Genomic DNA, 25,346 nt, shown 5'->3' on the forward strand with positions numbered 1-25,346 from the left:
CCGCTCCGGCGCATGCTCGGCGGCGGCAGGGAATCGAGGACGCGATGCGATGAATCCGAAGCTGGTGTTGTGTTGGGGGGAGCTGCTCCTCCGTCTCTCGGCGCCCGGACACGAGCGACTGCTCCAGTCCGCGCGTTTCGACGTGCATGTCGGCGGTGCCGAAGCGAACGTCGCCGTCGGCCTCTCGGGCTTCGGCCATCCGGTCGCGATGCTCGGCGCGGTGGCGGACAATGCCCTGGGCGTGGCGGCGTGCGGCGAACTCCGTCGCGCCGGCGTGGATACCTCGCGGATGCGGTGCGCACCGGGACGCATGGGCCTCTATTTCTTCGAGCAGGGGGCACTGCAGCGACCGAGCGAGGTGCTGTACGACCGGACCGACTCGGCCTTCGCCCGCCTTCCGGCCTCGGCATGGGACTGGCCGGCGCTGTTCGCCGGCGCCGCGCACCTGCACGTTTCCGGCATCACGCCCGCCCTGGGCGCGGAGAGCGCGCAAGCGGCGCTCGACGCGGTGCGCGCGGCGCGCTCGCTGGGTCTCGGCGTGAGCGTCGACGGCAACTACCGGCCAAAGCTATGGCAGGCCTGGGGTGGAGACGCACCTCGACTGCTGCGCGCGCTGATGGCCGAGGCCGATGGCCTGTTCGTCAACCATCGCGACCTTGGCCTCGCGCTCGGCGTGGAACTGGATCGCGGGGAGCCGGTGGCGAGTTTTGCAGCGGCGGCGGAAGCCGCGTTCGCCGCCTTTCCGAACCTCGCCTGGATCGCCGCGACGACGCGCGGCGCCGAAGCGACGCAGTCGCAGTCCCTCGGCGCGGTGATGGTCGAACGCGGCCACGCCTTGACCGTGGCTCCGCCCCTGCGTCTCGACGGCATCGTCGACCGTATCGGAGGTGGCGACGCCTTCGCCGCCGGCATCCTCCACGGTCGACTCCGCGGCTGGTCGACCGCGGAGGTGTTGGCCTTCGGGCTCGCGGCCGGTGCGTACAAACACAGCCAGCCCGGCGACGCCCTGCGGGCCAGCGAAGCGGACATCCGCGCGTGGCAGGCGGGGGGCGTCGACGTGCGGAGATGAGTCGGCTCAGCGCGGCGTGGCGGCCTTCGCGTCGTCCACCCAGGCGGCGATCGCCTCGACGTCGGGGAAGGGGCTGAGATGCTGCGCCACCAAGCGGCCTTGCGGATCGATCAGCACCGTGTAGGGCAGCAGGCCGCGGGCGTTCCCGAGACGCACGGAGCTGTCGCGGATCGAGTTCGGCTCGGCGAAGATGGGGAAGCCCACCGGCACGCGTTCGAGGAAGGCGCGCGCCTCGGCGGCATCTTCCAGCGCGATGCCGATGACCTGCACGCCGTCCGCGCCCTGGGCGTGGTGGTAGGCGTCGAGCACCGGCATCTCCTTGACGCAGGGCGGGCACCAGCTGGCCCAGAAGTTGATGAGCCGCCAGCGCCCCTCGCCGGGCAGTGGCTGGTTCACGCCGTCGAGCGTCGTGCCGAGCAGCGGTTCCGCCGACTCGCCGAGGGCGACGACCTTCAGGCCTTCCGGCGCGGGCGGCGTGCGCGCGGCGTCGAACTCGCCGCGCAGCCAGATGCCGAGCGCCGCGCTGGCCACGGCGAACACGCCGATCAGCGCCCATTGCAGCCAGGGTTTCATGCGCGGCGCCTCATTTCGCCGCGGCCTTCGCCAGCGCCGTCTCGACGATGCCGGTGGTCAGCAGGTTCGGCAGGATCTCGGGTTCGCCGCCGCCGGCCGGATAGACGGCGTAGAACGGCACGCCCACTGCGCCGTACTGCTGCAGGTAGGCGGTGATGGCGGGATCGACATCGGTCCAGTCGCCCTTCATGTACACGGCGTCGGCCGTGTCGCGCGCGGTGGCGAAGGCGTCGGTCGAGAGCACGCCGCGCTCGTTGGCCTTGCAGCTCACGCACCAGTCGGCGGTCATGTTGACGAAGACCACGCGGCCTTCCGCGCGCAGCGCGGCGAGGGCTTCGGCCGAGTAGGGCACGCTGCCGTCCGCGGCGGGCTGCGAGGACGCGCTGGCGTCGCCGGTCGCGCCGGCGGCCTCCGCCGACGCGCGCGCCGACGGCAGTTGCTGCACCGGCCACAGCACGGCGACGCCGGCTACCGCCACCGCGAGGGCGAAGGCCCGCAGCGCCGCGCTCTTGAAGCGTGCCTGCTCCCAGGCCCAGAGGCCGAGGGCCAACAGCACCGCGCCGCCCAGCACCCAGCCCACGGCATCGGCGCCGCGCTGCTTGGCCAGCACCCACACCAGCCACACGGCCGTGAGGTACATCGGGAAGGCCAGCACCTGCTTCAGCGTGTCCATCCACGCGCCCGGCTTCGGCAGGCGCTGCGCGAGCCCCGGCACGAAGCCGATGGCGAGGAAGGGCAGGGCGAGGCCCAGGCCCAGTGCCACGAACACGCCGATGGCGACGGCCGGCGAGGCCGCGAAGGCGTACGCGAGCGCGGCGCCCATGAACGGCGCGGTGCACGGCGCGGCGACCACCACCGCCAGCACGCCGGTGAAGAAATCGCCAGCCGGGCCAGACTTCTTCGTCAGCGCGCCACCGACGTTGGCGAGGCCGCCACCGAGGTTGAAGACGCCGGACAGCGAGAGGCCCACCGCGAACATCAGCAGGGCAAGGCCGCCGACGACCGCCGGCTGCTGCAGCTGGAAGCCCCAGCCCAGCGCCAGCCCGGCTTCGCGCAGGGCGAGCGCGAGACCGCCGAGGACCGCGAAGCTGAGCACCACGCCGGCCGTGTACCAGAGCGCATGCGAACGGGCCTTGGCCGCGCTTTCGCCGCTGCCCGCGAGCCCCAGTGCCTTCAGCGACAGGATCGGCAGCACGCAGGGCATCAGGTTCAGGATCAGGCCGCCGAGCAGGGCCATGCCGAGGGCCGCGAACAGGCCGATGCCGCCGCTCGTGCGGTTCGCGCCACCGCCGGCCGTGTCGGACGGTGCCGCGTCGGTGGCGAGCGCGTCGGCATTGGCCGGCGCATCGGCGAGGTCGACGACGAGCTCGCGCTTCAGCGGCGGGTAGCAGACGCCGCCCTCCTGGCAGCCCATGAAGCCGACGGTCAGGCGCAGGGTGTCGGTGCCGGCCTGCGTGCGGACGACCGTCAGGGGCACCAGCACTTCGTCGTAGTAGACGGCCTGCTCGCCGAAGTATTCGTCGCTGTGCGTGCGCGCTTCCGGCCACTCGCCGGGGCGAACGAGGGCGCCGCGTCCGCTCTCGGCGGCAAAGGTGGTCTTGTCGCGGTAGAGGTAGTAGCCCGGTGCGATGGTGAAGCGCACCACGATGCGATCCGGGCCGTCGGTGACGGCCTCGAGGCGGTAGGCCTCGGTGTCGGGAAGCGGCAGCCCGGCCGCCGCGGTCGTCGTGAGGCCCGGCCCTCCCCCGACGCCGCCCGACAGCAGGCTGCTGCCGCGGCCTCCGGAGAGCAGGCCGGCGACCGGGGGAAGGGCGCCGCCCTCCGCCGCCGGCGGCGGTAGCGCCACCGTGACCTCGCGGGCCTGCGGCGGGTAGCAGATGCCGAGGTCGGCGCAGCCCTGGTATTTCACCCGCAGTCGCAGCGCGGTGATGCCATCGCCGGCGGCGCCGGTCAGCGTGGCCACCAAGGCGCCGCGGTAGGTCTCGACCTCGCCGAAGAACTCGTCGGTGTGCTTCGTGCCATCGGGCAGTCGCAGCGGATTCACCTTGAAGCCCCCGCCCACGACCTCGACGGCCGTGCGGTGGCGGTACAGGTAATAGCCTTCGGCAATGGCGAAGCGCACTTCGATGGCGTTGCGCGAGGTGGCCGCCGCCGACAGCGCGAACGCCTCGTCGACCGGCAGCAGGTCGTCCTGCTCGATGGCGAGCGCGCTGGCGGCGCCGATCAGCAAGGAGGCCAGCGCGGCGTAGCGCAGCAGGCGGAGCAGCGGTGCGAAAAGGCGTGGCATCAGGCAGGGGTCGGTTCCGGGCGCGGTCGGGCATTATCGCCGCGACGCGTCGGCCGCGCGTGGACGGCGTTGTTCCATTCACCGGTTCGTAACCCGGCCTTCGCCGGTTTCAGGCCATCGTTCCGACTCCCTTTCCGCGTTCAGGAGCCGCATCCCATGTTCAAGAAACTCGCCGCCGAAGCCCTCGGCATCAGCGACATCGGCGTGATCGTCCCGGCCAGCGACTTCGACAAGGTCGACGCCGACGACTACCTCTTCCACGAAGAGGGCGAGCGCATCTTCTTCCTGATCAAATCGAAGAAGGACGAGTACTGCTTCACCAACCAGGCCCTGATCCACGTCGACGGCGAGTCGGCGGTGTCGACCAAGCGCACCGTGAAGCGCTACGAGTACGCCAGCAACCGCATCGGCTACTGCGCCATCGAGACCGCTGGCAACCTCGACATGGACGTGGAGCTCAAGTTCTCGATCGGCGAGGCCCACTTCAGCATCGACGTCAAGAAGAGCTTCATCGAGCAGGTGAAGGACATCTACAAGGCGCTGATCGCCATCGGCCGCCAGCAGTCGCGCGATGCGATCTCGCGCGACAACGCCGTGCGCACGCTCGATGCCATGGGCGGCATGCTGAAGCTCGGCAACCTGCAGGGCGAGGCCGCCGTGGTCGCGCACTTCAACGCCGTGCTCGACAACCTCAACGCGGCGATGCTCGACCGCCACACGACGCGCGACTACTCGCGGATCTTCGAGAAGTTCATCCACAACAACGCCGCGCCGCCGCCGCTGCCCTGAGGCAAGGGCGGGCACGGCCGGGGCGTCGTCGGACGCCCCGACCCCTCACGCCATTCAGTTCCTGCGCTTCGGCGCTTCGATCGCGTCGCGGACGAACCGGTCGAACAGGCGTACGCCGTAGCCGCTCGCACCGAGCGGCACGGTCGGCAGCGGCGCGTCGTCGCGCCACGCCATCGAGGCCATGTCCACGTGGGCCCAGCGCACGGCCGGGTCCACCCAGGCGCCGATGAAGTGTGCCGCCACGCCGGCGCCGGCCCGGCCGCCACTGCCGACGTTGCGGAGGTCGGCGATCGGCGATTCGAGGTCCTTGGCGTAGCTCGGGTGCAGCGGCAGGCGCCACAGCTCCTCGCCGCTGGCCGCGCCGGCGGCGACGAGGTCGGCCACGAGCGCGTCGTCGCGCGAGAAGAGGCCGCCGTATTCGTCGCCCACCGCCGTGACCTGCGAACCCGTCAAGGTCGCGATGTCGATCAGCATCGCCGGCTTGTCCTGCCGCTGCACGTAGCTGATGGCGTCGACCAGCACGAGGCGCCCTTCGGCGTCGGTATTGAGGTTCTCGAAGGTGAGGCCACCCAGCGTCCGCACGACGTCGCCCGGGCGGGCGGCGGCGCCGTCCGGCATGTTCTCGGCGAGCGCCGCCACGGCGATGGCGTTCACCCGGGCGCCGCGCTTGGCGAGCGCCAGCACCGCGCCGGTGGCGGAGGCCGCGCCGGCCATGTCGTGCTTCATCCGCCACATGTTTTCGGAGGCTTTGATCGAGATGCCGCCGGTGTCGAAGGTGATGCCCTTGCCGACGAAGGCCACCGGCGCATCGTCGCCGGCGCCGCGGTAGCGCACCAGGAGCACGCGCGGGGGGCGCACGCTGCCACCGCCGACCGAGAGCATCGCCCCCATGCCCAGTTCGCGCATGCGCGCCTCGTCCACCACTTCGATGCTGACGCCGCGAACGCCTTCGAAGGCCTGGCGGGTCCGTGCGACGAAGGTCTCCGGGTAGATGGCGTTGCCCGGTTCGGTCTTCAGGTCGCGGGCGAACCGCACGCCTTCGGCCACGTGGGCCCAGTCGTTGCGCCAAGCGGCGCTCGACGCGGGCGCATCGGCGACGCGGACGGTGAGGGTGCCCTGGCCGAGCACGGGGGTACCCGGCTTCGGCGTCTTGTACTGGCGGAAGGTGTACTGGCCGAGCGACGCGCCGAGGGCAAGATGGGCCCCGGCGGTCGGCAGGCCGGCATCGGGCCAGAGCAGCGTGAGGTCGGTGGCGGCACTGAGTACGCCCGCTTGCCCCACGAGTCCACCCACGTCCTCCAGCAGGCGCGGGGTGACCGGGTCGCTGCCGGTGCCGACGAGCAGCACCTGGTCGTAGGGGCCGACGCCGGGCAGGTTCAGCACCGTGCCGCGGTCGCCGAGGAAGCCGGAGGTCCGCACTGCGCGCCTCAGGGCGCCATTGCTGCGCTGGTCGATCGCGGCGAACGCGCCCTCGTCGGGCACGCCCTGCTTCACCGGGATCGCGACGGCCCCGGCCTCGGGCAGGGCGTAGTCGGCGATCGCCAATGTGCGCTGGGCGTCGGCGGCCGACGCGAAAAGGACGGAAAGGGCCAGGAACGGGGCCGCGCGATGTCGCATCGATGCACCTCGGGGGTAAGAAAGGCGGGGGAAAACCCGAATCCTGCCTTCCTCACAAGCGCTTGACGTCGTCGGGGGGTGAACCCGGCCGCTTCAGTCGGCGTCGCCCGGCTCGCCGGTCGCGGTTTCGTCCTGCAGCCAGCGCAGATAGGCAGGCAGGCCGGCGGCGGCATCGACCGCGAGGATCTCGGGCAGGTCGTAGGGATGGTGGGCGGCCAGCGTCCGCTCCAGCGCCGGGTAGCGCTCGGCCGTCGTCTTGACCATCAGCAGGCTCTCGTCGCTCTGCTGCACCTCGCCTTCCCAGCGGTAGGTGGAGCGGAGGCCCGGAAGGGCCTGGACGCAGGCGGCGAGGCGCTCCTCGACCAGCAGGCGGGCGAGACGGTCGGCGGCCGTGGCGGGCACGGTGCAGAAGACGATCAGGGCGGACATGGTCGGATTGTGCCGTGCGCCGCCCCGTGGCGACGCGTCGTCGGCACCCCCCTTGAAACGCGCCGGCCGGGCCCCATCTTCCGCCCCGCGACCCGGTGACCTTGGCGTCTCCGGCGCGCGCTAGAATTGGCACTCATCCGGGCCGAGTGCTAGCAATGCCGGTCCGGGAAAACGTAACCCATTGATCAACAAGGCAAAGAGGTTTCCCTCATGAGCATCAAGCCGCTGTTCGACCGCGTGGTCATCAAGCGTATGGAAGAAGAGAAAGTCTCCGCTGGTGGCATCGTCATCCCCGATTCGGCCACCGAGAAGCCGATCAAGGGTGAGGTCGTGGCCGTCGGCGCCGGCAAGGCGCTGGACAACGGTTCGACGCGCGCCCCGGCCGTGAAGGTCGGCGACAAGGTGCTGTTCGGCAAGTACGCCGGCACCGAAGTGAAGCTGGACGGCACCGAGTACCTGGTCGTCCGCGAAGACGACATCTTCGCCATCCTGGGTTGATCGCAGGCGTCCGCCGCGAACCCCATCCCCACTACTGAATTCCTGGAGTCATTCCCATGGCAGCAAAAGACATCCGTTTCGGTGAAGACGCCCGCGTCCGCATGGTCCGCGGCGTGAACATCCTCGCCAACGCCGTCAAGGCGACCCTCGGTCCGAAGGGCCGCAACGTCGTGCTCGAGAAGAGCTTCGGCGCCCCGACGATCACCAAGGACGGCGTGTCCGTCGCCAAGGAGATCGAGCTGGCCGACAAGTTCGAGAACATGGGCGCCCAGATGGTCAAGGAAGTCGCGTCCAAGACCTCGGACGTCGCCGGTGACGGCACCACCACGGCCACCGTGCTGGCCCAGGCGCTGATCCGCGAAGGCATGAAGGCGGTCGCCGCCGGCATGAACCCGATGGACCTGAAGCGCGGCATCGACAAGGCCGTGACCGAGGCCACGGGCGAGCTGAAGAAGCTCTCGAAGCCCTGCTCGACCTCGAAGGAGATCGCCCAGGTCGGTTCGATCTCGGCCAACTCCGACGCCAACATCGGCGAGCTGATCGCCAAGGCGATGGACAAGGTCGGCAAGGAAGGCGTCATCACGGTCGAGGAAGGCTCGGGCCTGGACAACGAGCTCGACGTCGTCGAAGGCATGCAGTTCGACCGCGGCTACCTGTCGCCGTACTTCATCAACAACCAGCAGTCGATGCAGGCCGAGCTGGACGACCCGTTCATCCTGCTGCACGACAAGAAGATCTCGAACGTCCGCGAGCTGCTCCCGGTGCTCGAGGGTGTGGCCAAGGCCGGCAAGCCGCTGCTGATCGTCGCCGAGGAAGTCGAGGGCGAGGCCCTGGCCACGCTCGTCGTCAACACCATCCGCGGCATCGTCAAGGTCTGCGCCGTGAAGGCCCCGGGCTTCGGTGACCGCCGCAAGGCGATGCTGGAAGACATGGCCATCCTGACCGGCGGCACGGTGATCTCGGAAGAGGTCGGCCTGCAGCTCGACAAGGCGACCATCAAGGACCTCGGCCGCGCCAAGAAGATCCAGGTCTCGAAGGAAAACAGCACCATCATCGACGGCGCAGGCAATGCCGAAGCCATCCAGGCCCGCATCAAGCAGATCAAGGCGCAGATCGAGGAGACCACCTCGGACTACGACCGCGAGAAGCTGCAGGAGCGCGTGGCCAAGCTGGCCGGCGGCGTGGCCGTCATCAAGGTCGGCGCCGCGACGGAAGTCGAGATGAAGGAGAAGAAGGCCCGCGTCGAAGACGCCCTGCACGCCACCCGTGCGGCCGTCGAGGAAGGCATCGTCCCGGGCGGCGGCGTCGCCCTGCTGCGCGCCAAGGCCGCGATCGCCAACCTGAAGGGTGCGAACGAGGACCAGAACCACGGCATCGCCATCGCCCTGCGCGCGATGGAAGCCCCGCTGCGCGAGATCGTGACCAACGCCGGCGACGAGCCGTCGGTCATCCTCAACAAGGTGCTCGAGCAGTCGGGCAACTACGGCTACAACGCGGCGAACGGCGAGTTCGGCGACATGGTGCAGTTCGGCATCCTGGACCCGACCAAGGTCACGCGCACGGCGCTGCAGAACGCTGCCTCGATCGCCGGCCTGATGATCACGACCGAAGCGATGGTCGCCGAAGCCCCGAAGAAGGAATCGTCGGCTCCGGCCGGCGGCCCGGGCATGGGCGGCATGGGCGACATGGACTTCTAAGTCCAGCGTTTCCGAAGGTTTGACCGCGAAGCCCGGCCCTGCGCCGGGCTTCGTCTTTTTGGATCGCCCAAGGCGATCGTGTAAGAAAACTCCTATGGCATCCGCCGCCTGCTGCCGATAGATTCCTCCGCTCAGGGGCAGGGGATGCCTTTCCGCGGCGACATGCGACCAAGGACTCGGGTCTTGGAGCGCCGATTTCCCTGTTTTCTCAATTCTGACGTCCGGTGCTCGCCCTCGAGAGCCTCCCGGACCTGGGGACATCGTGATGCTTCGAACGCTTTCCGCCGCGGTCTCGCTCGCCGTTGCGTCCACGCCCGCCCACGCCAGCGCCCTGGCCCCCTACGAGACGATCGCGCTTCCCGCCGATGCCGAGTCGGTGGTGATCGTCGATCTCGATGGCGATGGTGCCAACGAGCTGGCGGTTGCCACGGGCTGGTCGACGGACGCCACGCGTCGGGCGAAGTTGCACATCTACCGTCACGACCCCCTGAGCCGCCGGTTCGTGCCCGCCGGTTCGGCGTCGTTTCCGGACCACTACCCGAACCGCGTGTCGGCGGTCGCCGCGGAGCTCGATGACGACGGGCGTGGGGAGGTCGTCGTGGGTGCGGGGAACAGCCTCACCGCGATCGAGTTCGATGGCGTGCAGTTCGTCTCCCGTTCCATCACCACGCCGGTCGCGATGGAGGTGATCCAGCCGCTCGATCTCGACGGCGACGGTCGCGACGAGATCGTGGGGCAGAGCTGGTCAGCGGGTGCCGCGCTGTTCCGGGTCGTGCCGGGAGGAAGCTTGCAACTCGTTCGCCAGATGCCGACGGGCGCCGCGGGATGGAATGACGCTGCGGTGGGCGACATGAATCGCGACGGATTCAAGGATTGGATCGTGATGTCAGGGCAGTACTACCTGGCGCCGCACGCCGAGATCTTCCACTCCAACGGGGTCGGTGGTTTCGCTTCCCCCAGCAACGCCTTCCGCGTTGCCGATGGCGTGAACACCAACGGCATCGCCGCCGGGGACGTGAATGCCGACGGTGCTGAAGACCTCGTGCTGTCGCGCTCCGGGAACGCCCCCACGTCGCTGTACGTCCTGACGCAGCAGAGCGGCGGTCGATTCGGCCAGGTCGAGGTGCCAACGCTCGATATCCCGTCCGATCTGGCGATCGTCGACCTCGACGGTACGGGCGGCCGGTCGGTCCTGGTGTTGCACCGGGGATGGGGCAACCTGTCGATCTATTCGACCAGCGCCGCCGGTCTGTCACTGAGCGAGATGGTCGCCGTTCCCTACGGCGACTACGGTCCGACGGCGTTGGCCACGGGCGATGTCGATGGTGACGGGTGTCCGGACGTGGCCGTTGCCGGTCGTGGCCCGGGCCTCGTCGTGTTGCGCGGACAGCAGTGCGCGCCGCCGCCGGACACCACGCCAGAGCCGTTCGAGTTCGCACCGATGCCCCACGTCGTTCGCGGTAGCGTGGTGACGTCGGGCGAGATCACGGTTGCCGGCATCAACGCGTCGGCCCCGATCAGCATCCGAGGAGGCACCTACAGCATCGACGGCGGCGACTTCACCAGTGCCGCCAGCACCGTCCTCGCGGGGCAGCGCGTGCGCGTGCGCCATGTGGCTGCCGAGCAGTTCTCGACCTCGATCCGGTCGGAGCTGAGCATCGGCGGCGTTTCGGCGAACTTCGCCAGCACGACGGAAGCCATGGACACGGTGCCCGATCCGATCGGGCTGGTTGACCAGGTGGGTGTGGCCACAGGCACCGAGAGGGTGTCTGCGCCTGTCCGGGTTTTCGGCATCAACGCCCCCGCTTCGATCACTGTCTCGGATGGGAGCTATCGCCTGAACGGCGGCAGCTTCACCACGCAGGCCGGCGTGGTGCAGCCGGGGGACCAGGTCGAGGTTCGCCACACGTCGGCGTCGAGTGCGCTGACGGCCACCCACACCACGCTGACCATCGGCGGCGTCACCGATGTGTTCACCAGCACCACCGGCAGCGTGGATACGACGCCGAACGCATTCGCCTTCATCGATGTGTCCGGCGCGCGCCGAGGACGGACGGTCACGTCCAACACCATCACCGCCTCCGGGATCAACGCGACGATCCCGGTGTCGGTCCGCGGGACGACGGCGGTCTACTCGAAGAACGGCGGCGCCTTCACCAGCGCGCCGGGGACGGTCAGGAATGGCGACAGGTTGCGTTTGCGCCTCACGGCCTCGTCCACCGCCGATGAAGTCACCGTGGCGACACTGGACCTCGGCGGCGTCAGCGCGACATGGAGCGTCCGTTCGGGCCAGCGGTAGGCGAGTTCCGCCGCCGGCGGCAAGGACACGTGGCGACGCGGTCGACCGTGGTGGGAGCCCGGGGAGGCGTGCTTCGTTGGGGCTCCCGGTCTTGCGCCATGACGTCGTCCGCCCGGTCTTTTCCCGTGTTTCCGCTGTTTGTGGGTGCACGTTGGCCCGCCCATGGCATGGGCGATGCGCATCCGGTCGATGTCGAGGATCGCTGGCGCCGGCCCTCGTGAACGGGTCTGATACGCGCTCCTTCCGCCGGATCCGTTCCGGCGTTCCCCCCGTTGAACCATGGACCGCTTCCCGATGAAGAAGACTCCCCTCGCGCTCGCCCTGATGCTGTCGCCCGCCCTGGCGATGGCGCAGAACGTCATCGAGCCTTCAGCCCAACCGCTCGCCGTCGGCGCCAGCGTCCGCGGCGAGATCACCACCGCCAATCGCCTCAACTACAGCGACGGCAGCCGCAGCCTCCTCTATGCCATCGACCTCGAGGCCGGCCAGGCCGTGAGCCTCGAGACCAGCGGCGCGCTGTGCGCCCGTCTGTTCGTGCTGCGCGACGGTGACGCCGTAGCCGGTCCCACCGACGGCGCTTGCGGTGACGGCCCCGCCGGCGCCCGGCTGGCGGTGGTGGCCAGCGAGAAAGGCCGCTACGAGGTGGCGGTCAGCGGCAGCGGTGCGCGTGCGTATGGCCCGTTCCGCCTCGAGGCCAAGCCGCTGCAGGTGCATCGCGGCGACGGCCCGCTGCGTCCGGGCGCCGACATCGCCGACGTGATGGGCCGGGACGGCCGGAGCTACCTGCTCGAGGTGCGCGAGTCCGGTTACTACCAGATCGACATGCGGTCCAGCGACCTCGATTCGGCGCTTGAACTCGAGGGCCATGGCGTCTCGCTCAGCGACGACGATGGCGGTGGCGACCTGAATGCGCGACTCAGCGCGCCCCTCGAGGCCGGCACCTACACCTTGCGCGCCAAGTCGGTGGACGCGGCGACGGGCCTGTTCCAGCTCACGGTCGGGACCGGCGCATTGCCGGCCGGCGTGCGACTGCGCAACGACGGCCCGCTGGCCCTCGATGGCAGCGACGTGCATGGCGCGCTGACCGGCCGCCCCCGCGAGTACCAGCTCCGCGTGCGGCAGGCGGGTCGCGTCGTCATCGAGCTCGGCAGCGAATCCTTCGACACCCAGCTGGAGCTTCGCGGCAACGAGGTCTCGCTCAGCGACGACGATGGTGGCGGCCACGGCACCGACTCGCGCATCGCCGCCGTGCTGCAGCCCGGCACCTACACCGTGGTCGCGCGCGCCCTCAATGACACCGGCAGCGGCCTGTTCCGCCTGTCCGCCACGCAGACCGCCTTGCCCGCGGGCACCACGCTGCGCGGTGGTGGCGACCTCACGCTGGGCAGGACGGCCACGGGCGTGATCGGCGGCGAGCCGCACCGCTACCGGCTGGCCATCGCCGAGGCCGGGCCCTTGGTCATCGACCTGCGCAGCGACGATTTCGACGCCGTCCTCGAGCTGCGTCGCGGCGATGAACTCGTCCTCGAGGACGATGACGGTGGTGGGGACACCCACGCGCGGATCGCGACCGAGGTGCAGCCGGGCACCTACACCGTGGTCGCGAAGGTGTACGAGGGCGGCAGCGGCGGCCTCTACGAGCTCAGCGCGCGCATGGGCGCCGACTGAATCCCCGGCGCTGGCCGGCGCGTCATCGGCCGGTCACCGCGATCCCCTTGCCGATGGCCCGGCGTGGTCCGAGGTTCCGGCATGTCCCCCGGTCGCGGCCCTGGCACCGCTGAAAACCGGTACTGGCTCACAGTTTTGTCGGTGCCCCCGGCGTAGGGTTCGGCCCCGAGGCGATGGCAGCGCTGTCATCCCGTCTCGAAGTCGTTCTGTGGGAGGCAGGGCGACGCTGGACGCACCCCCGTGCGTCGGTCCTGCCTCGTCCCCCAACCTGTCGCAGGCTCCCCCCGCCCATGCTCATCCCCCCGGTTCTTCCGCGCGCCTTCGGTGCGCTCCTCGCCCTCCTCTTCCTCGGCGATGCTTCCCCGGCGCGCGCCGCCGACCTCGGGCCGTGCCCGCAGGGCTGCATCACGGCCCTGAATGGCTCGACCCTGCGCGCCACGGTGTCGCACGGCACCGTCGTCGACGTGCACTACCGCGTCGACCAGGGCCCGCAGCAGAACCGCCGGATGAACTCGGCGGGTGGCCAGTGGTCCTTCGACATCGCCGGGCTCGCTGCCACGACGCCGGTGACGATCCGCTTCACCATCATCACCAACGGCGTGGGGCAGACCACGCCATGGCAGACCCACACGCTGTCGGGCCTCGCGACCTCGGCGCCTCCGCCGGCCCCCGGGGCCGTGTTCCGCGAAGCGGAGTCCTACACGGCGATGTCGGGCGTTGCCCTGGAAGCCACGTCGGATACCGACGGCGGCCGCAATGTCGGCTGGATCGACACCGGTGACTGGATGGCCTACGCCGGCGTCGCGATCCCGGCCGCCGGCCGTTACCGGGTGGAGTACCGCGTGGCCAGCGTCAATGGCGGTCGCCTTTCGCTCGACCTCAATGGCGGCGCGACACGGCTCGGCGAGGTGGCGGTCCCCGCGACCGGCGGCTGGCAGCGCTGGACCACCGTGTCGCATCTGGTCGACCTGCCGGCCGGGACCTTCAGCGTCGGGGTCTACGCCGCGCAGGGCGGCTGGAACTTCAACTGGTTCCGGCTGACGCGCGTGTCCTCCGATCCGCCGCGCACGCTGGTGTGGGCCGACGAGTTCGATCGCATCGATCCCGCCAGCTGGACGTTCGAGACCGGCGGTCACGGCTGGGGCAACCAGGAGCTGCAGTACTACACCGACGGGCGCAACGCGTCGGTCCAGTTCGACCCGGCGGTGGGCAGCAACGTGCTGGTCCTTGAAGCGCGCCGCGAGGACCCGGGCAATGCCAGCTGCTGGTACGGGCGCTGCGCGTACACGTCGACCCGCATGGTCACGCGCGGCAAGCGCGCGTTCCAGTACGGCCGCGTCGAGGCGCGCATGAGGCTTCCGAGCACGCAGGGCATCTGGCCAGCGTTCTGGATGCTCGGTACCAGCCTCGGCCGGGTCGAATGGCCGCAGAGCGGCGAGATCGACATCATGGAGCACGTCGGCTTCGAGCCGACGCTGACGCACGGCGCGATCCACGGCCCGGGCTATTCGGGCGCGAACCCGATCATCGGCACCTTCGATGCCCGCGAGCCGGTAGGCGCGCGCTACCGCGTCTATGCCGTGGAGTGGGACGCGACCGCCATCCGCTGGTTCGTCGACGGCACCTTGTTCCACCAGGTCAGTCGCGCCCAGGTCGAAGCACGTGGCGCTTGGGTTTACGACCAGCCTTTCTTCCTGCTGCTGAACGTGGCGGTGGGCGGTGCGTGGCCCGGCAGCCCGAACGCCGGCAGCGTCTTCCCGCAGCGTCTCGCCGTGGATTACGTCCGTGTTTACCGCTGAACGTACGGGCCCCGGGCCCGCGGTGCGCACCCTCGTGGCCCTCGCCGCTGTCGCCGGCGCGACGCTCGCGTGGCCGGTGTCTTCGCAGACGTCGTCGAACTGCCGGGATGGCTGCGCCGTCGCTGCTGGGGCGGGCACGCTGCGTGCCGTCGTCTCGCAGGGCGGCGTGGTGGATGTGCACCTGCGCATCGACGGGGGGGCGCAGCGCAACCACCGCATGACGCGCACCGGCGAGCAGTGGGCGTACGACGTCACCGGTCTCGGGCCGACGACACCGGTGGCGATCAGCCACACCATCATCGATGGCGGCATCGGGCGGACGACGCCTTGGCGTACCTACACGCTGGCGGCGCTCACGCCGGCACCGCCGTCCGCCGGTGAAGGCGCGCTGGTGTTCCGCGAGGCCGAGTCTTTCGCGTCGATGTCCGGCGTGGCCGTCGAGCCGTCGAGCGACGCCGGCGGCGGACAGGGCGTCGGCTGGATCGACGCCGGTGACTGGATGGCCTATTCGGCCGTCACCTTCCCCGAGACGGGGCGGTATCGCGTGGAGTACCGCGTGGCCAGTCCTTCGGGTGCCCGACTGTCGCTGGATCTGAACGCGGGCCGCATCCCGCTGGGCGCGGTCGCCATCCCCGCGACCGGCGGCTGGCAGGCCTGGACCACGGTCTCGCACGTCGTCGACGTCACGGCCGGCACCTACAACCTCGGCGTGTTCGCCGCGCAGGGCGGTTGGAACTTCAACTGGTTCCGCATCACGCGCGTCGCCGGGGGCGGCCCGGTGACGCCGCCGCCGCCGACCCCGGGGACCATCGAGCCGCTGTACGGCGCATCGACGATCCTCGAGCCGGCGGGCCGCATCCAGCAGGGCAACCGCCTGATCACGCGCTTTGCCGATCGCGCGCGCGACCGGCACGCCAAGGAGACCCAGTTCCAGGCCTACGACCACTACCTGAGTTTCTACTGGGAGCACCGCACGGCGGGGATCGAGATCATCGAGGACCAGCGTCCCGACGGCACGGCGTCGATCCGGATGAACGTGCGTACGCAGTGGCGCCTGAACGACCGCGAGGCCGAGAACCGCTGGTTCTACCGCGGCATCGGCACGGTCGCCGAGTTCTGCGACAACGGCACGATGATGGTGGTCGACACCTTCAACTACTGGAAGGAGCGCACGCTGAACTGCCGCACCGGCCAGTCGATCCGCCGCGGCGACAAGCTCGAGTTCGAGATCAGCCAGTTCCTCGATCCGAGCGTGCCGCGCGGTCGTGCGCCGTACTACGGCACCACCTTCCTCTACATCGTCGGCGAAGGCATCGTGCCCTGGGACGTGCAGCCGGGCCCGTTCAGCACGCCGATGTTCAGTGGCGGCACCAAGGACTCGGTGAAGGTTCCGGAGCGGGCGTGGCTGGGTGGACGGACGACGTTGGCGCAGATGACGTCCGGCGAGCCGGACAACCATTTCCTGCAGATGGCCACCAACCTGAACTACCACAACGGCCAGCCCTTCGTGCAAGGGCGTCGCGTGCACCACACGTCGTTCCTGAGCGGCCTGCATGATGAGCACGCCGAGAATGGCGTGTTCCCGGAGCTGGTGGGCCGGGCCGGGCCGCGCTACGTCAACGAGCGCTGCACCGCCTGCCACGTGCGCAACGGCCGTGCGGCGCCGGCGGCGCCCGGCGTACCCCTCGACACCTGGGTGGTCAACGTCGGCGACATCCAGGGCAACCCGCATCCGGCCATGGGCCGCGTGCTGCAGCCCAAGGCGAACGGCGGTGCGGCGAGCGAAGGGACGGTCGTGATCGCCGGCTGGACCGAAGCCAACGGCCTGCGTGCCCCGACCTACCGCTTCTCGAACGGGACGCCGCCGCGTTTCTCGGCGCGGATCGCGCCGCAACTGGTCGGCATGGGCCTGCTCGAGGCCGTGCCGGAATCGACGGTGCTCGCGATGGAAGACCCGAACGATGCCAATGGCGACGGGATTTCCGGCCGCGCGAACCGCGTGCCCGACCCGGTCACCGGGCAAACCCGTCTGGGTCGTTTCGGCGCGAAGGCCGCGAAGATCAGTGTTCGTCACCAGGTGGCCAGCGCGCTCAATCGCGACATGGGCGTGACGACCTCGGTGATGCCGTCGCCGGACTGCGGTTCCGGCCAGACGGACTGCGGCCCCAGCGGCGTCGAGTTGGCGGACGTGCATCTGGACCACCTCGTCAAGTATATCGCGCTGCTCGGCGTCCGCCCGCAGCGCAACAGCGAGGATCCGGCCGTCCAGCGCGGCGAAGCCCACTTCGGTGCGGCCGGTTGCGCCGCCTGCCATCGACCGACGATGCAGACGAGCCCCCACCATCCGCTGGCCGAGCTGCGCGACCAGACCATCCGCCCCTACACCGACCTCCTGCTGCACGACATGGGGCCGGGCCTCGCCGACTCGCTCGGCGAAGGCGAGGCCTCGGGTTCCGAGTGGCGCACGGCGCCGCTGTGGGGCCTCGGCCTGTCGGCCTGCGTCACTGGCGGTACGACGAACGCGCCACAGGGCCAGCAGGTCTGCACGCCGGTCCACAGCTACCTGCACGACGGCCGCGCCCGGACCATCGAGGAGGCCATCCTCTGGCACGGCGGCGAGGCGGAGGCCTCCCGGAATGCCTACCGCGCCCTCAGCGCCACCCAGAAACAGGAGCTGCTGCGCTTCCTCGAATCCCTCTGACGCCCCCGACGCCCCCCGGCCTCGCGCCCCATCCCCCCGCATCCCCCCAACGCAGGTCATCGACGATGAACCCATCCCCCCTGAAAGCCTGGCTCGGCGTGCTGGCCGCCGGCCTGTTCGCCGCCGCGTTCGCCGACGCGGCCGTCCCCCCCGTGTCCACGCAGGGCAATCGCGTGCTGTTCGGCGGCGTGCCGGGCAGCATCGCCGGCCCCAGCCTCTTCTGGAGCAACGACCAGTGGGGCGGCGAGCGCTTCTACACCCCCGGCGCGGTCGCCACCGCGAAGCGCGACTGGAATGCCACCCTGATCCGCGCCGCGATGGGCGTCGAGGACAGCGGTGGTTACCTGCAGAACCCGGCGGGCAACACCGCCAAGGTGCGGCGCGTGGTCGAGGAAGCCATCGCCAACGACATGTACGTCATCATCGATTGGCACAGCCACAACGCCGAGCGCCACACCGCTTCGGCGGTGCAGTTCTTCCGCCAGATGGCGCAGGACTACGGCCGCTTCGACAACGTCATCTACGAGATCTACAACGAGCCGCTCACGGTGCCGTGGAGCACGACGATCAAGCCGTACGCCGAGACGGTGATCGCCGCGATCCGCGCCGTCGACCCGGACAACCTCATCATCGTCGGCACCCCGCGCTGGTCGCAGGACGTCGACGCCGCGGCGAACGATCCGATCACCGGCCATCGCAACATCGCCTACACGCTGCACTTCTACGCCGGAACGCACGGGCAGGACCTGCGCAACAAGGCGCAGTACGCCCTCGACCGCGGCATCCCGCTGTTCGTCACCGAGTGGGGGTCGGTGAACGCCGACGGCAACGGCGGGGTCAACGCGCAGGAAACCGCGAACTGGATGGCCTTCCTCCGCAACAACCAGATCAGCCACGCGAACTGGGCCCTCAACGACAAGAGCGAAGGCGCCTCGGCGCTGCGCCCCGGCGCGAACCCGAACGGCGGTTGGACCCTGGCCGACTACACGCCCTCCGGACTGCTCGCGCGCGACATCGTGCGCAACTGGCCGCCGCTGGGTGCGCCAGGACCGGGTCCGGGGCCGGGCCCCGCGCCGGTTTGCCCCAGCCCGTCGGTGCCGGTGCGGATCGAAGCCGAGGCCCACTGCACGATGAGCGGCATCCAGACCGAGGCCACGACCGACGTGGGTGGCGGCCGCAACGTCGGCTGGATCGATGGCGGCGATTGGATGGCGTACGCCGTGACCGTGCCGACGGCCGGCCGCTACCGGGTCACCTATCGCGTCGCGGCCCCGTCCGCCGGCGGCCGCCTGCGCCTCGAGCGCACCGGCGGTTCCGCGGTGTTCGGCGAGCTCGACGTGCCGGCGACCGGCGGCTGGCAGGCCTGGACCGACGCCTCCCACGAGGTGAGCCTGCCCTCGGGGCGCGTGGACCTGGCCATCGCGGCGGTTCGCGGCGGCTGGAACATCAACGCCTTCCGCATCGACCCGGTGGGGCCGCCGCCCCCGGTGACGCGCCCGGCGCTCGCGACGATGCAGGCCGAGGCCTACAGCTACATGAGCGGCATCCAGACCGGCGCGACCAGCGACGTCGGTGGTGGCCTCGTCGTGGGTTGGATCGATCCGGGCGACTGGCTGTCGTACGTGGACTCGCCGATCGTGATCCCGGCCACCGGGACCTACGAGATCCGCTACCGCGTCTCCAGCGCGGGGGCGGGCGGCAGCCTGCGCCTGGAAGAGGCCGGCGGCTCGGTCGTCTACGGCAGCATCGCCTTCCCGGGCACGGGCGGCTGGGAGCGTTGGACCACCGTGTCGCACCGCGTGGTGCTGCCCGCCGGCCCGCGGCGCTTCGGCATCGCGGCCACGGCCGCTGGCTGGAACCTGAACTGGTTCGAGATCCACCGCGTCGACTGAGGCCTTGCAGGGGCCGGGCGCGCGTCTTGCGCGTCCGGCCCGTCCGGCGCCGATGCGACAATCGCGGGCCCGACGACGATCCCGGAGCCCCATGCGAACCTTCGTCCTCCGCGCGCGCGCCGCGCCCACCGACAGCGCCAGGCTCCTGGCGGGCGTGGGCGGCGAGGCGCACTCCGAGATCCTTGCGCACGTGCTGATGAACGCCGTCTTCGTCGCGCAGTCGCACCGTGACGACGTCGTCGTCTACCTCGTTCTGGAGAGCACCGCGGACTACTCGCGCACGATCCGCTTCGAGCCCCGGGCCATGCACGAGCTTGGGGGGTTCGACGAGCGCGCCTTGCTCGGCAAGGTGGCGAAGGCACTCGATGCCTCGCGCGGCATGGGCAAGGAGGAAACGCGGCCGGTCGAATCGGGCGTGACCGTGCAGACGATCAGCTTCGAGCGGCTGGTGCAACAGCTCGGCGCCGACCACACGCTGTTCGTGCTCGACCGTAAAGGCACGCCGATCGGCGAACAGGCCTTCGGCGACAACCCCTGCTTCCTGCTCACCGACCACATCCCGATGCCGAAGAAGACCTTCGGCAGCCTCGAGCGCCTCGGGGCCGCGAAGCTCTCGCTGGGTTCGCGGATGCTGTTCGCTTCGCAGTGCGTGGTGCTGATCCACCACGCACTGGACCAGCGCTGAGCCCTGAAACGAAGAACCCCGCGGCGGGCCGCGGGGTTCCGGCTGTCGCGCGCTGGCGCTTGGATCAGCCGCCGAAGCCGATGGTCAGAAGGAACTTGTCTTCGGCGAGGTCCGGGCCGAAGTTGTCCTCGGCGTTGCCGTCGGTGTTGACGTAGCTGAGGGCGACCGTGGCCGGGCCGAACTCCCGGCTCACCCCCACGCTGTAGTCGGCGAAGTTCTGCAGCCCGTCCACGCGCTTCAGATCGCCGCTGATGGTGGTGTAACCCACGGCCGCGCTGAACGTGTAGTGCTCGGCGAAGCCCCAGCTGCCGGCGAGGTTGTAATAGAAGCTGTCGCCGCCGGCGTTGAAGTAGTCGTTGGTGTAGCCGAACGTAAACGTGTAGTCCTCGGCGAAGCCGAGCTTGGAGATCAGCTCGTTGTAAGCGTAGTCGGTTCCGTTCGGCTCGTTCAGGTAGTTGTAGCGGACCAGCTGCACGTCGAAGGAGGTGGTGTCCGACAGGTCGCCGGCCCAGCCGACGAAGGTGTCGACTTCGATGTCGGTGCTGTCGCCGAAATCGACGTTCGAGGCCCAGGTGCCGACGTAGAGGCCGTTGGCGAATCCGTAGCCGGCGCCCAGCTGCAGGGCGGGCTGGTCGTCGTTCTGGTCGACGCCGCGGTACAGGTAGTCGGAGACCACCGTGGCGTTCCAGTTGAAGCCCTCGGCGGCAGCGGCGCCGGGGAGGGTGGCGAGAAGCAGGGCGGCAAGCAGGGTCTTGCGGTTCATGGGGTGCGATTCCTTCTTGAGGGCTCGTCGAACGGGGCCGGGATGCGGCACCGGTGATGAAAGCGGGTGGCAGGCTAGCGTAAACGCTCCGCCATCAAGCCTTCACTTTCTAGAGCTTGGGCACCAATCCCGCGACTGCCGGCCTCGGCAGGGACGCCGACAGGTAGCGGTCGAAGCAGGACGCCACCACGCGCAACAGCAGCCGGCCGCGGTCGGTCACCTTCACGCGATGGTCGCTGCAGGCGACGAGGCCATCGGCTTCCAGGACGGCGAGGCGGGGCCGCGCCTCCTCGAGGACGGCCAGGGTTTCCGCGCCAAGGCGGCGGCCGAGCGCATCGAAATCGACCTCGCCCTGGCACATCAGGTCCTGGATCAGCGTGGCGCGGAGCTGGTCGTCGTCGTCCAGGACGAGGCCGCGCCAGACCGGGAGCCGCCCGGCATCGACGGCGGCCTCCCAGGCACCGAGCTCGCGGGGATTCTGCGCGTAGGCGTCGGCGATGCGGGAAATGGCGCTGGCGCCGAAGCCGACGAGGTCGGTGTCGGCATGCGTCGTGTAGCCCATGAAGTTGCGGTGCAGGCCGCCCTTGCGCTGCGCGACGGCGAGCTCGTCGAAAGGCAGGGCGAAATGGTCCATGCCGATGTAGACGTAGCCGGCGGCGGTCAGTCGCTCGATGGCGAGCCCAAGGAGGGCGATCTTCGCCGCCGGCGTCGGCAGGTCGTCGGCATCGATGCGTCGCTGCGGACGGAACAGCTCCGGCAGGTGGGCATAGCTGTAGATGGCGACGCGGTCGGGGCGCAGGTCGACCACTTTCGCCAGCGTCGCGCGGAAGCCGTCGGGGGTCTGCTTCGGCAGCCCATAGATCAAGTCCACGTTGATCGAGCGCATTCCCGCTGCGCGCGCGGCCTCGAGGACATCGCGGGTCGCTTCGAAGGGCTGCACGCGGTTCACCGCGACCTGCACGTCGGGGTCGAAGTCCTGGATGCCGAAGCTGGCGCGGTTGAAGCCGATGTCGCGAAGCATCGCCATCGAGGCGGGGGAGGTGCTGCGGGGATCGATCTCGATCGAGAGGTCGCTGTGCTGTTCATCGGCGAAGCGGAAGGCCCCGCGGAGGTGCGCGACCAGGCCGGCGAGCGTCGCATCGTCGAGGAAATTCGGCGTGCCGCCGCCGAAGTGCAGCTGGGCCACTTCGCGGTCGTCGTCGAACAGCGGGGCGATGCGGTCGATCTCGCGGCGCAGGCGGTCGGCGTAGCGGGGGCCGCGGGCGGTATCGCGGGTGACGATGCGGGTGCAGCCGCAGTAGAAGCAGGGACTGAGGCAGAAGGGCACGTGCACGTAGAGCGACAGCGGTCTCGGGATCAGCGCGTCGTTGCTGCGCGCGATGGCCGACCGGAGCGCCGACTCTCCGAACGCCGGGTCGAAGTGCGGCGCGGTCGGGTACGACGTGTAGCGCGGCCCCGGCGTGTCGTGCCGGGCCAGCAGGTCGGGGTCGAAGCGGGGGCGGCCGGTGGTCATGGCCGCACGGTAGGCGCGGTGCGTCTTCCGTGGCTTGACCGTGGTCAATCGTGCTCGCGGAGCCTAGGACGTCGGCAGGCGTCGGGCGAAGGCGCGAAGGGCGCCGCCGAGCGGGGCGGATGCCGTGCCGACGGCAGCCGCAGGCTCCGTGGTCGGCGCCGTGTCGATGGCCTCCAGCTCCCTAGCGAGGTCGGCGAGGAGGGCGATCGCACTGGCGCCGCCAAGGCGCGTCGGGGCGAACAGTTCGCGCTCGCTGTAACGCAGCACCCGCTGCCGGGTCAGGCGGGAAGGGGGCAGCCCGTGCATGCCCCATTCGCCGAACCAGCGCTGGTCGACGTCGCGGCAGTCGATGAGCACGAGGTCGCGATGGCGTGGATCCGCGAGGATGCGGTGGTAGGTCGCGTTCACCGCCTCGCGCGACCCCTCGAGGCATTGCAGGAACTCGCGGGCGCCGAAGGCGAGGATGCCGGTCACGCCGGCCTTGCCGTTGTTGCGCTGCGAGGACTCCAGGATCTGCTCGTGGTCGGCGGGCGTGAGTGAATCCGAGGCGCGGCTGGCGTAGATCAGTCGGAACAGGCTCATGGACGACTCGCGGCGAACGGGGCCGCAGCATGCGCCGCGCGCCATCAATGGCCCTTGAAGGCAGGGTGACCGTGGGGTGAGCGACGGCGCCGCTGACGGCGTGGCCCGGGGCGGCGGATAATCGGCGGATGACGCCTCCCGACGACCTGCACAGGCACCACGCGCGTTGGCTCCGCCGCCGCCGTCGCTTGCGCCGCCTGCTGCGACCGCTTCCGCGCCGCGCCAATCTCGCCCGCTATCCGGTGCTGAAATGGTTCGCCGACCACGCGCGGCGGGCGGCGTTCCTTTGGTCGTTCAAGCGCGCCAACGTGATGCCTTCGCTGTACGCCGGTTCGGTGCTGGCCTTCCTGCCCGTCTATGGCCTGCAGATCCTGTTCGGATTCGGCCTCGCCCTCGGTTTGCGAGGCAACCTGACCGTGATGGCGGCGCTGCAGATGATCACCAACCCGCTGACCATCGTCCCGGTGTACGGGTTCACGGCCTGGGTCGGCCTCGGCGCCATGGCGCTGGCGGGCGTCGGGGCCGGATGGCCCGACGCCCTGCGTTACACCAATGCGCTGTTCGTCGGCGGGGTGATCGTGGGCCTCGCCTTCGCCCTGCTCGCCGACCTCACCTGGCGCCTGCTGGCCTGGGAGGCGCGGCGTTTCCGCCAGCGGCTCGACGCGCTGCGTCGGCATCGAGGCGCAGCACGGGATAACGGCTGAATTCGCTGTCGAAGAAGGGCGTGCGCGTATAGAAGAAGCGCAGGCGCTGGCGCGGGTCGGCGGCAAAGGCCGCGTCGGCGGCGAGCTTTGCGTCGAACTCCGCCTCCAGCGCCGGGTCTTCGGCCATCATCGCGCGCGCCATCGCTTCCATCACGCGTGGCTCGGCGTACTCCTTCTCTTCGAAGATCGCGTCGAAGAAACCCCAGCGCAGGAAGCTGTCGGGCGAGGCCGGTTCGAGCAGCAGCGCGGCGAGGCGCGCTTTCGGCTGGTCCATCGGCACCAGCCAACTGCCGGCGGGAATGGCCTGCTCGCCGGTCTCGAGGGTCTGTTCCAGTTCGACGATGGCGTGCCGGCCTTCGAAGGGGCGCGGGGCCCACGCCACCTTGCCGAAGCGGTAGCGGCCGGCTTCGACAGTGGTCGCTTCGGCGATGCGGGTCATCGCGACCCCGTGCATCCGCAGGCGATCGAGGACCGCAGTCCACTGCGGCGGTACCACGTAGGCCGCCGGTGCCGGCGCCTCGGCGGTGACGGTGACGGCGCGCTGCACTGGGACGCGGATCGTCTCCGGCTTCGAGGTGTCGTAGCGCACCCACGTACCGCCCGACACGCCGCTGTCGGTGCGCGAGTCGGCATAGCCGAGGAAGTCGATCGTCTCGGTGGTCTCGGCAAGGCCGAAGGCCAACGGAATCGTCTCGCCGATCGCAAAGCGCGTCGCGTCGGCCACGGCGATCGCGGCCTGCAGCGAGTCCCCTTCGCGGCCCAGCGTGCGCAGCAGTTCGAGCAGCAGCGCTTCGTTCACGGCCACGCGGGTGCGGAAGTCCTTGAGCATGTGGGTCTCGAGCAGCAGCCCCGGGCGGTTCGCCGACGCGGCGTAACCCACCGAGAAGCGCGGCCCGGACGCCCCTTCGACGAGGCCGGCGCGCAGGTTCGTCGGATCCTTCAGGCTCACGTAGAAGGCGATCGGCCAGCCTTGGCGCTCCAGCGCGGGCCTCAGCGCGCCGTCGAACGCGCGGCGCTGCCAGTCCGCGAGCGGCGTTTCGATGTTCTGCGCCGTCTCGAAGGCCCAGGTCATCGCGTACTGGTAGTCCGCGCCGTTGGTGTTGTGCATGTCGATGAGCAGGTCGGGGTTCCAGGCCTGCCACAGGCGCATCCACGCCTGCATCTCGGGCGCGTCGAGCTTGGCGTAGTCACGGTTGAGGTTGAGGTTCTGCGCGGTGGCGCGCCAGCCCATCGCCTCGGGGCCGTTCTGGTTGATGCGATTGAACGGCGAGAAGCGCTCGTGGCCGTCGATGTTGAAGATGGGCACCAGGACGAGCACGGCTTCGTCGACGAGATCGGCGTGCTCCCCGCTGACGGTGAGGTCGCGCACCAGCGCCATCAGCACGTCCTTGCCCTCGTTCTCACCCGGATGGATGGCGGCCTGGATGAGCACCACCGGCTTGCCCGTGGCGTGCGCCGCCGCCGGCGTGGACACGCCTTCCGACGAGACGATCACCGCCTTCATCGCCCGGCCTTGCGGCGTCGTGCCGAACTCGATCATCGCCACCTGCGGGCTGGCCGCATCGAGGCGCTCGAAGTAGGCCATGGTCTCGGCATAGCGCGGCGTGCGCGTGAAGCCGCTGGCCTCGGCGGGCGTGGACCAGTCGTCCGTCGCCGCACGGACAGCGGGTGTCGACGCAAGGCCGACGCCGAGCGCGAGCGCGATCGGCGCCATGTGCGGAAGGACGGTACGGTTCGGCGGGGGCATGGGGTTCTCCGGAAGCGGGCGTCCGATGCTAGCG

Annotated in this window: 19 protein-coding genes; 11 read left to right on the forward strand and 8 right to left on the reverse strand. The window is 70.1% G+C overall.

What is annotated here, in order from left to right; translation table 11 throughout:
* The first annotated feature begins 49 nt into the window (after window positions 1-49).
* Window positions 50-1,069 carry a PfkB family carbohydrate kinase gene (locus ACYVAK_RS12690; protein ID WP_461061525.1) on the forward strand — a complete coding sequence of 340 codons (1,020 nt, stop codon included), beginning with the start codon at window positions 50-52 and terminating at the stop codon, window positions 1,067-1,069.
* Window positions 1,070-1,075: 6 nt separating this feature from the next.
* Here ACYVAK_RS12690 and ACYVAK_RS12695 read toward each other — a convergent pair whose 3' ends face one another.
* Complete coding sequence (locus ACYVAK_RS12695; protein ID WP_461061527.1) at window positions 1,076-1,642, reverse strand: TlpA disulfide reductase family protein; 567 nt, start codon at window positions 1,640-1,642, stop codon at window positions 1,076-1,078.
* A gap of 10 nt (window positions 1,643-1,652) precedes the next feature.
* Window positions 1,653-3,929 carry a protein-disulfide reductase DsbD family protein gene (locus tag ACYVAK_RS12700; RefSeq protein WP_461061530.1) on the reverse strand — a complete coding sequence of 759 codons (2,277 nt, stop codon included), beginning with the start codon at window positions 3,927-3,929 and terminating at the stop codon, window positions 1,653-1,655.
* Window positions 3,930-4,085: 156 nt separating this feature from the next.
* Between ACYVAK_RS12700 and ACYVAK_RS12705 the strand changes: the two genes are divergently transcribed.
* Window positions 4,086-4,718: a PH domain-containing protein gene (locus ACYVAK_RS12705; RefSeq protein ID WP_461061532.1), complete on the forward strand. Its 633-nt coding sequence runs from the start codon at window positions 4,086-4,088 to the stop codon at window positions 4,716-4,718.
* A gap of 54 nt (window positions 4,719-4,772) precedes the next feature.
* Here ACYVAK_RS12705 and ACYVAK_RS12710 read toward each other — a convergent pair whose 3' ends face one another.
* Both ACYVAK_RS12710 and cutA read right to left on the reverse strand, forming a co-directional pair.
* Window positions 4,773-6,335: a leucyl aminopeptidase gene (locus tag ACYVAK_RS12710; RefSeq protein ID WP_461061534.1), complete on the reverse strand. Its 1,563-nt coding sequence runs from the start codon at window positions 6,333-6,335 to the stop codon at window positions 4,773-4,775.
* 93 nt (window positions 6,336-6,428) lie between these two features.
* The gene (cutA, locus tag ACYVAK_RS12715; protein WP_461061536.1) at window positions 6,429-6,764 is read right to left on the reverse strand and encodes a divalent-cation tolerance protein CutA; all 336 of its coding nucleotides are present in this window, start codon (window positions 6,762-6,764) and stop codon (window positions 6,429-6,431) included.
* 210 nt (window positions 6,765-6,974) lie between these two features.
* On the opposite strand from cutA, the gene groES reads away from it, so the two are divergent.
* The 8 genes from groES to trmY all read left to right on the forward strand — a co-directional run bounded on the left by groES (window position 6,975) and on the right by trmY (window position 20,003).
* Window positions 6,975-7,262: a co-chaperone GroES gene (gene groES, locus ACYVAK_RS12720; protein ID WP_461061538.1), complete on the forward strand. Its 288-nt coding sequence runs from the start codon at window positions 6,975-6,977 to the stop codon at window positions 7,260-7,262.
* Between the two features lie 56 nt (window positions 7,263-7,318).
* Window positions 7,319-8,959, forward strand: a complete 1,641-nt coding sequence (gene groL, locus ACYVAK_RS12725) for a chaperonin GroEL (protein WP_461061540.1) — start codon at window positions 7,319-7,321, stop codon at window positions 8,957-8,959.
* Between the two features lie 265 nt (window positions 8,960-9,224).
* Complete coding sequence (locus tag ACYVAK_RS12730) at window positions 9,225-11,258, forward strand: FG-GAP repeat domain-containing protein (RefSeq protein ID WP_461061542.1); 2,034 nt, start codon at window positions 9,225-9,227, stop codon at window positions 11,256-11,258.
* 294 nt (window positions 11,259-11,552) lie between these two features.
* Complete coding sequence (locus ACYVAK_RS12735; RefSeq protein WP_461061544.1) at window positions 11,553-12,926, forward strand: hypothetical protein; 1,374 nt, start codon at window positions 11,553-11,555, stop codon at window positions 12,924-12,926.
* A 290-nt stretch (window positions 12,927-13,216) separates the two neighbouring features.
* Window positions 13,217-14,725: a carbohydrate-binding protein gene (locus ACYVAK_RS12740; RefSeq protein WP_461061546.1), complete on the forward strand. Its 1,509-nt coding sequence runs from the start codon at window positions 13,217-13,219 to the stop codon at window positions 14,723-14,725.
* On the forward strand, window positions 14,712-17,426 hold the full coding sequence (locus ACYVAK_RS12745) for a di-heme oxidoredictase family protein (RefSeq protein ID WP_461061548.1): 2,715 nt from the start codon (window positions 14,712-14,714) through the stop codon (window positions 17,424-17,426). The genes ACYVAK_RS12740 and ACYVAK_RS12745 overlap by 14 nt, the downstream gene beginning before the upstream one ends.
* Before the next feature lie 65 nt (window positions 17,427-17,491).
* Window positions 17,492-19,318 (forward strand): cellulase family glycosylhydrolase, encoded by a 1,827-nt coding sequence (locus tag ACYVAK_RS12750; protein ID WP_461061550.1) that lies wholly within the window; start codon window positions 17,492-17,494, stop codon window positions 19,316-19,318.
* Window positions 19,319-19,409: 91 nt separating this feature from the next.
* Window positions 19,410-20,003: a tRNA (pseudouridine(54)-N(1))-methyltransferase TrmY gene (gene trmY / locus ACYVAK_RS12755; protein WP_461061552.1), complete on the forward strand. Its 594-nt coding sequence runs from the start codon at window positions 19,410-19,412 to the stop codon at window positions 20,001-20,003.
* A 64-nt stretch (window positions 20,004-20,067) separates the two neighbouring features.
* Here the strand turns inward: trmY and ACYVAK_RS12760 are convergent, their stop codons facing one another.
* From ACYVAK_RS12760 to ACYVAK_RS12770, 3 genes are all read right to left on the reverse strand, one after another.
* Complete coding sequence (locus tag ACYVAK_RS12760; RefSeq protein ID WP_461061554.1) at window positions 20,068-20,766, reverse strand: TorF family putative porin; 699 nt, start codon at window positions 20,764-20,766, stop codon at window positions 20,068-20,070.
* A 109-nt stretch (window positions 20,767-20,875) separates the two neighbouring features.
* Window positions 20,876-22,279, reverse strand: a complete 1,404-nt coding sequence (gene hemN, locus ACYVAK_RS12765) for an oxygen-independent coproporphyrinogen III oxidase (RefSeq protein ID WP_461061556.1) — start codon at window positions 22,277-22,279, stop codon at window positions 20,876-20,878.
* Between the two features lie 63 nt (window positions 22,280-22,342).
* Complete coding sequence (locus ACYVAK_RS12770) at window positions 22,343-22,861, reverse strand: BLUF domain-containing protein (RefSeq protein ID WP_461061558.1); 519 nt, start codon at window positions 22,859-22,861, stop codon at window positions 22,343-22,345.
* Between the two features lie 128 nt (window positions 22,862-22,989).
* Between ACYVAK_RS12770 and ACYVAK_RS12775 the strand changes: the two genes are divergently transcribed.
* The gene (locus tag ACYVAK_RS12775; protein ID WP_461061560.1) at window positions 22,990-23,565 is read left to right on the forward strand and encodes a DUF2062 domain-containing protein; all 576 of its coding nucleotides are present in this window, start codon (window positions 22,990-22,992) and stop codon (window positions 23,563-23,565) included.
* On the opposite strand, the gene ACYVAK_RS12780 is transcribed toward ACYVAK_RS12775, so the two are convergent.
* A complete protein-coding gene (locus tag ACYVAK_RS12780) occupies window positions 23,471-25,312 on the reverse strand; it encodes a M14 family metallopeptidase (protein ID WP_461061562.1) in 1,842 nt (613 codons plus the stop codon). The genes ACYVAK_RS12775 and ACYVAK_RS12780 overlap by 95 nt on opposite strands.
* Between the last annotated feature and the right edge of the window lie 34 nt (window positions 25,313-25,346).

This window comes from Silanimonas algicola, from assembly GCF_054777375.1.

Excerpts from the sequence above, each read along its gene's own strand:
- ACYVAK_RS12690 (WP_461061525.1), top strand. The coding sequence starts at position 50 with ATGAATCCGAAGCTGGTGTTGTGTTGGGGGGAGCTGCTCCTCCGTCTC.
- ACYVAK_RS12695 (WP_461061527.1), bottom strand. The coding sequence starts at position 1,642 with ATGAAACCCTGGCTGCAATGGGCGCTGATCGGCGTGTTCGCCGTGGCC.
- ACYVAK_RS12700 (WP_461061530.1), bottom strand. The coding sequence starts at position 3,929 with ATGCCACGCCTTTTCGCACCGCTGCTCCGCCTGCTGCGCTACGCCGCG.
- ACYVAK_RS12705 (WP_461061532.1), top strand. The coding sequence starts at position 4,086 with ATGTTCAAGAAACTCGCCGCCGAAGCCCTCGGCATCAGCGACATCGGC.
- ACYVAK_RS12710 (WP_461061534.1), bottom strand. The coding sequence starts at position 6,335 with ATGCGACATCGCGCGGCCCCGTTCCTGGCCCTTTCCGTCCTTTTCGCG.
- cutA (WP_461061536.1), bottom strand. The coding sequence starts at position 6,764 with ATGTCCGCCCTGATCGTCTTCTGCACCGTGCCCGCCACGGCCGCCGAC.
- groES (WP_461061538.1), top strand. The coding sequence starts at position 6,975 with ATGAGCATCAAGCCGCTGTTCGACCGCGTGGTCATCAAGCGTATGGAA.
- groL (WP_461061540.1), top strand. The coding sequence starts at position 7,319 with ATGGCAGCAAAAGACATCCGTTTCGGTGAAGACGCCCGCGTCCGCATG.
- ACYVAK_RS12730 (WP_461061542.1), top strand. The coding sequence starts at position 9,225 with ATGCTTCGAACGCTTTCCGCCGCGGTCTCGCTCGCCGTTGCGTCCACG.
- ACYVAK_RS12735 (WP_461061544.1), top strand. The coding sequence starts at position 11,553 with ATGAAGAAGACTCCCCTCGCGCTCGCCCTGATGCTGTCGCCCGCCCTG.
- ACYVAK_RS12740 (WP_461061546.1), top strand. The coding sequence starts at position 13,217 with ATGCTCATCCCCCCGGTTCTTCCGCGCGCCTTCGGTGCGCTCCTCGCC.
- ACYVAK_RS12750 (WP_461061550.1), top strand. The coding sequence starts at position 17,492 with ATGAACCCATCCCCCCTGAAAGCCTGGCTCGGCGTGCTGGCCGCCGGC.
- trmY (WP_461061552.1), top strand. The coding sequence starts at position 19,410 with ATGCGAACCTTCGTCCTCCGCGCGCGCGCCGCGCCCACCGACAGCGCC.
- ACYVAK_RS12760 (WP_461061554.1), bottom strand. The coding sequence starts at position 20,766 with ATGAACCGCAAGACCCTGCTTGCCGCCCTGCTTCTCGCCACCCTCCCC.
- hemN (WP_461061556.1), bottom strand. The coding sequence starts at position 22,279 with ATGACCACCGGCCGCCCCCGCTTCGACCCCGACCTGCTGGCCCGGCAC.
- ACYVAK_RS12770 (WP_461061558.1), bottom strand. The coding sequence starts at position 22,861 with ATGAGCCTGTTCCGACTGATCTACGCCAGCCGCGCCTCGGATTCACTC.
- ACYVAK_RS12775 (WP_461061560.1), top strand. The coding sequence starts at position 22,990 with ATGACGCCTCCCGACGACCTGCACAGGCACCACGCGCGTTGGCTCCGC.
- ACYVAK_RS12780 (WP_461061562.1), bottom strand. The coding sequence starts at position 25,312 with ATGCCCCCGCCGAACCGTACCGTCCTTCCGCACATGGCGCCGATCGCG.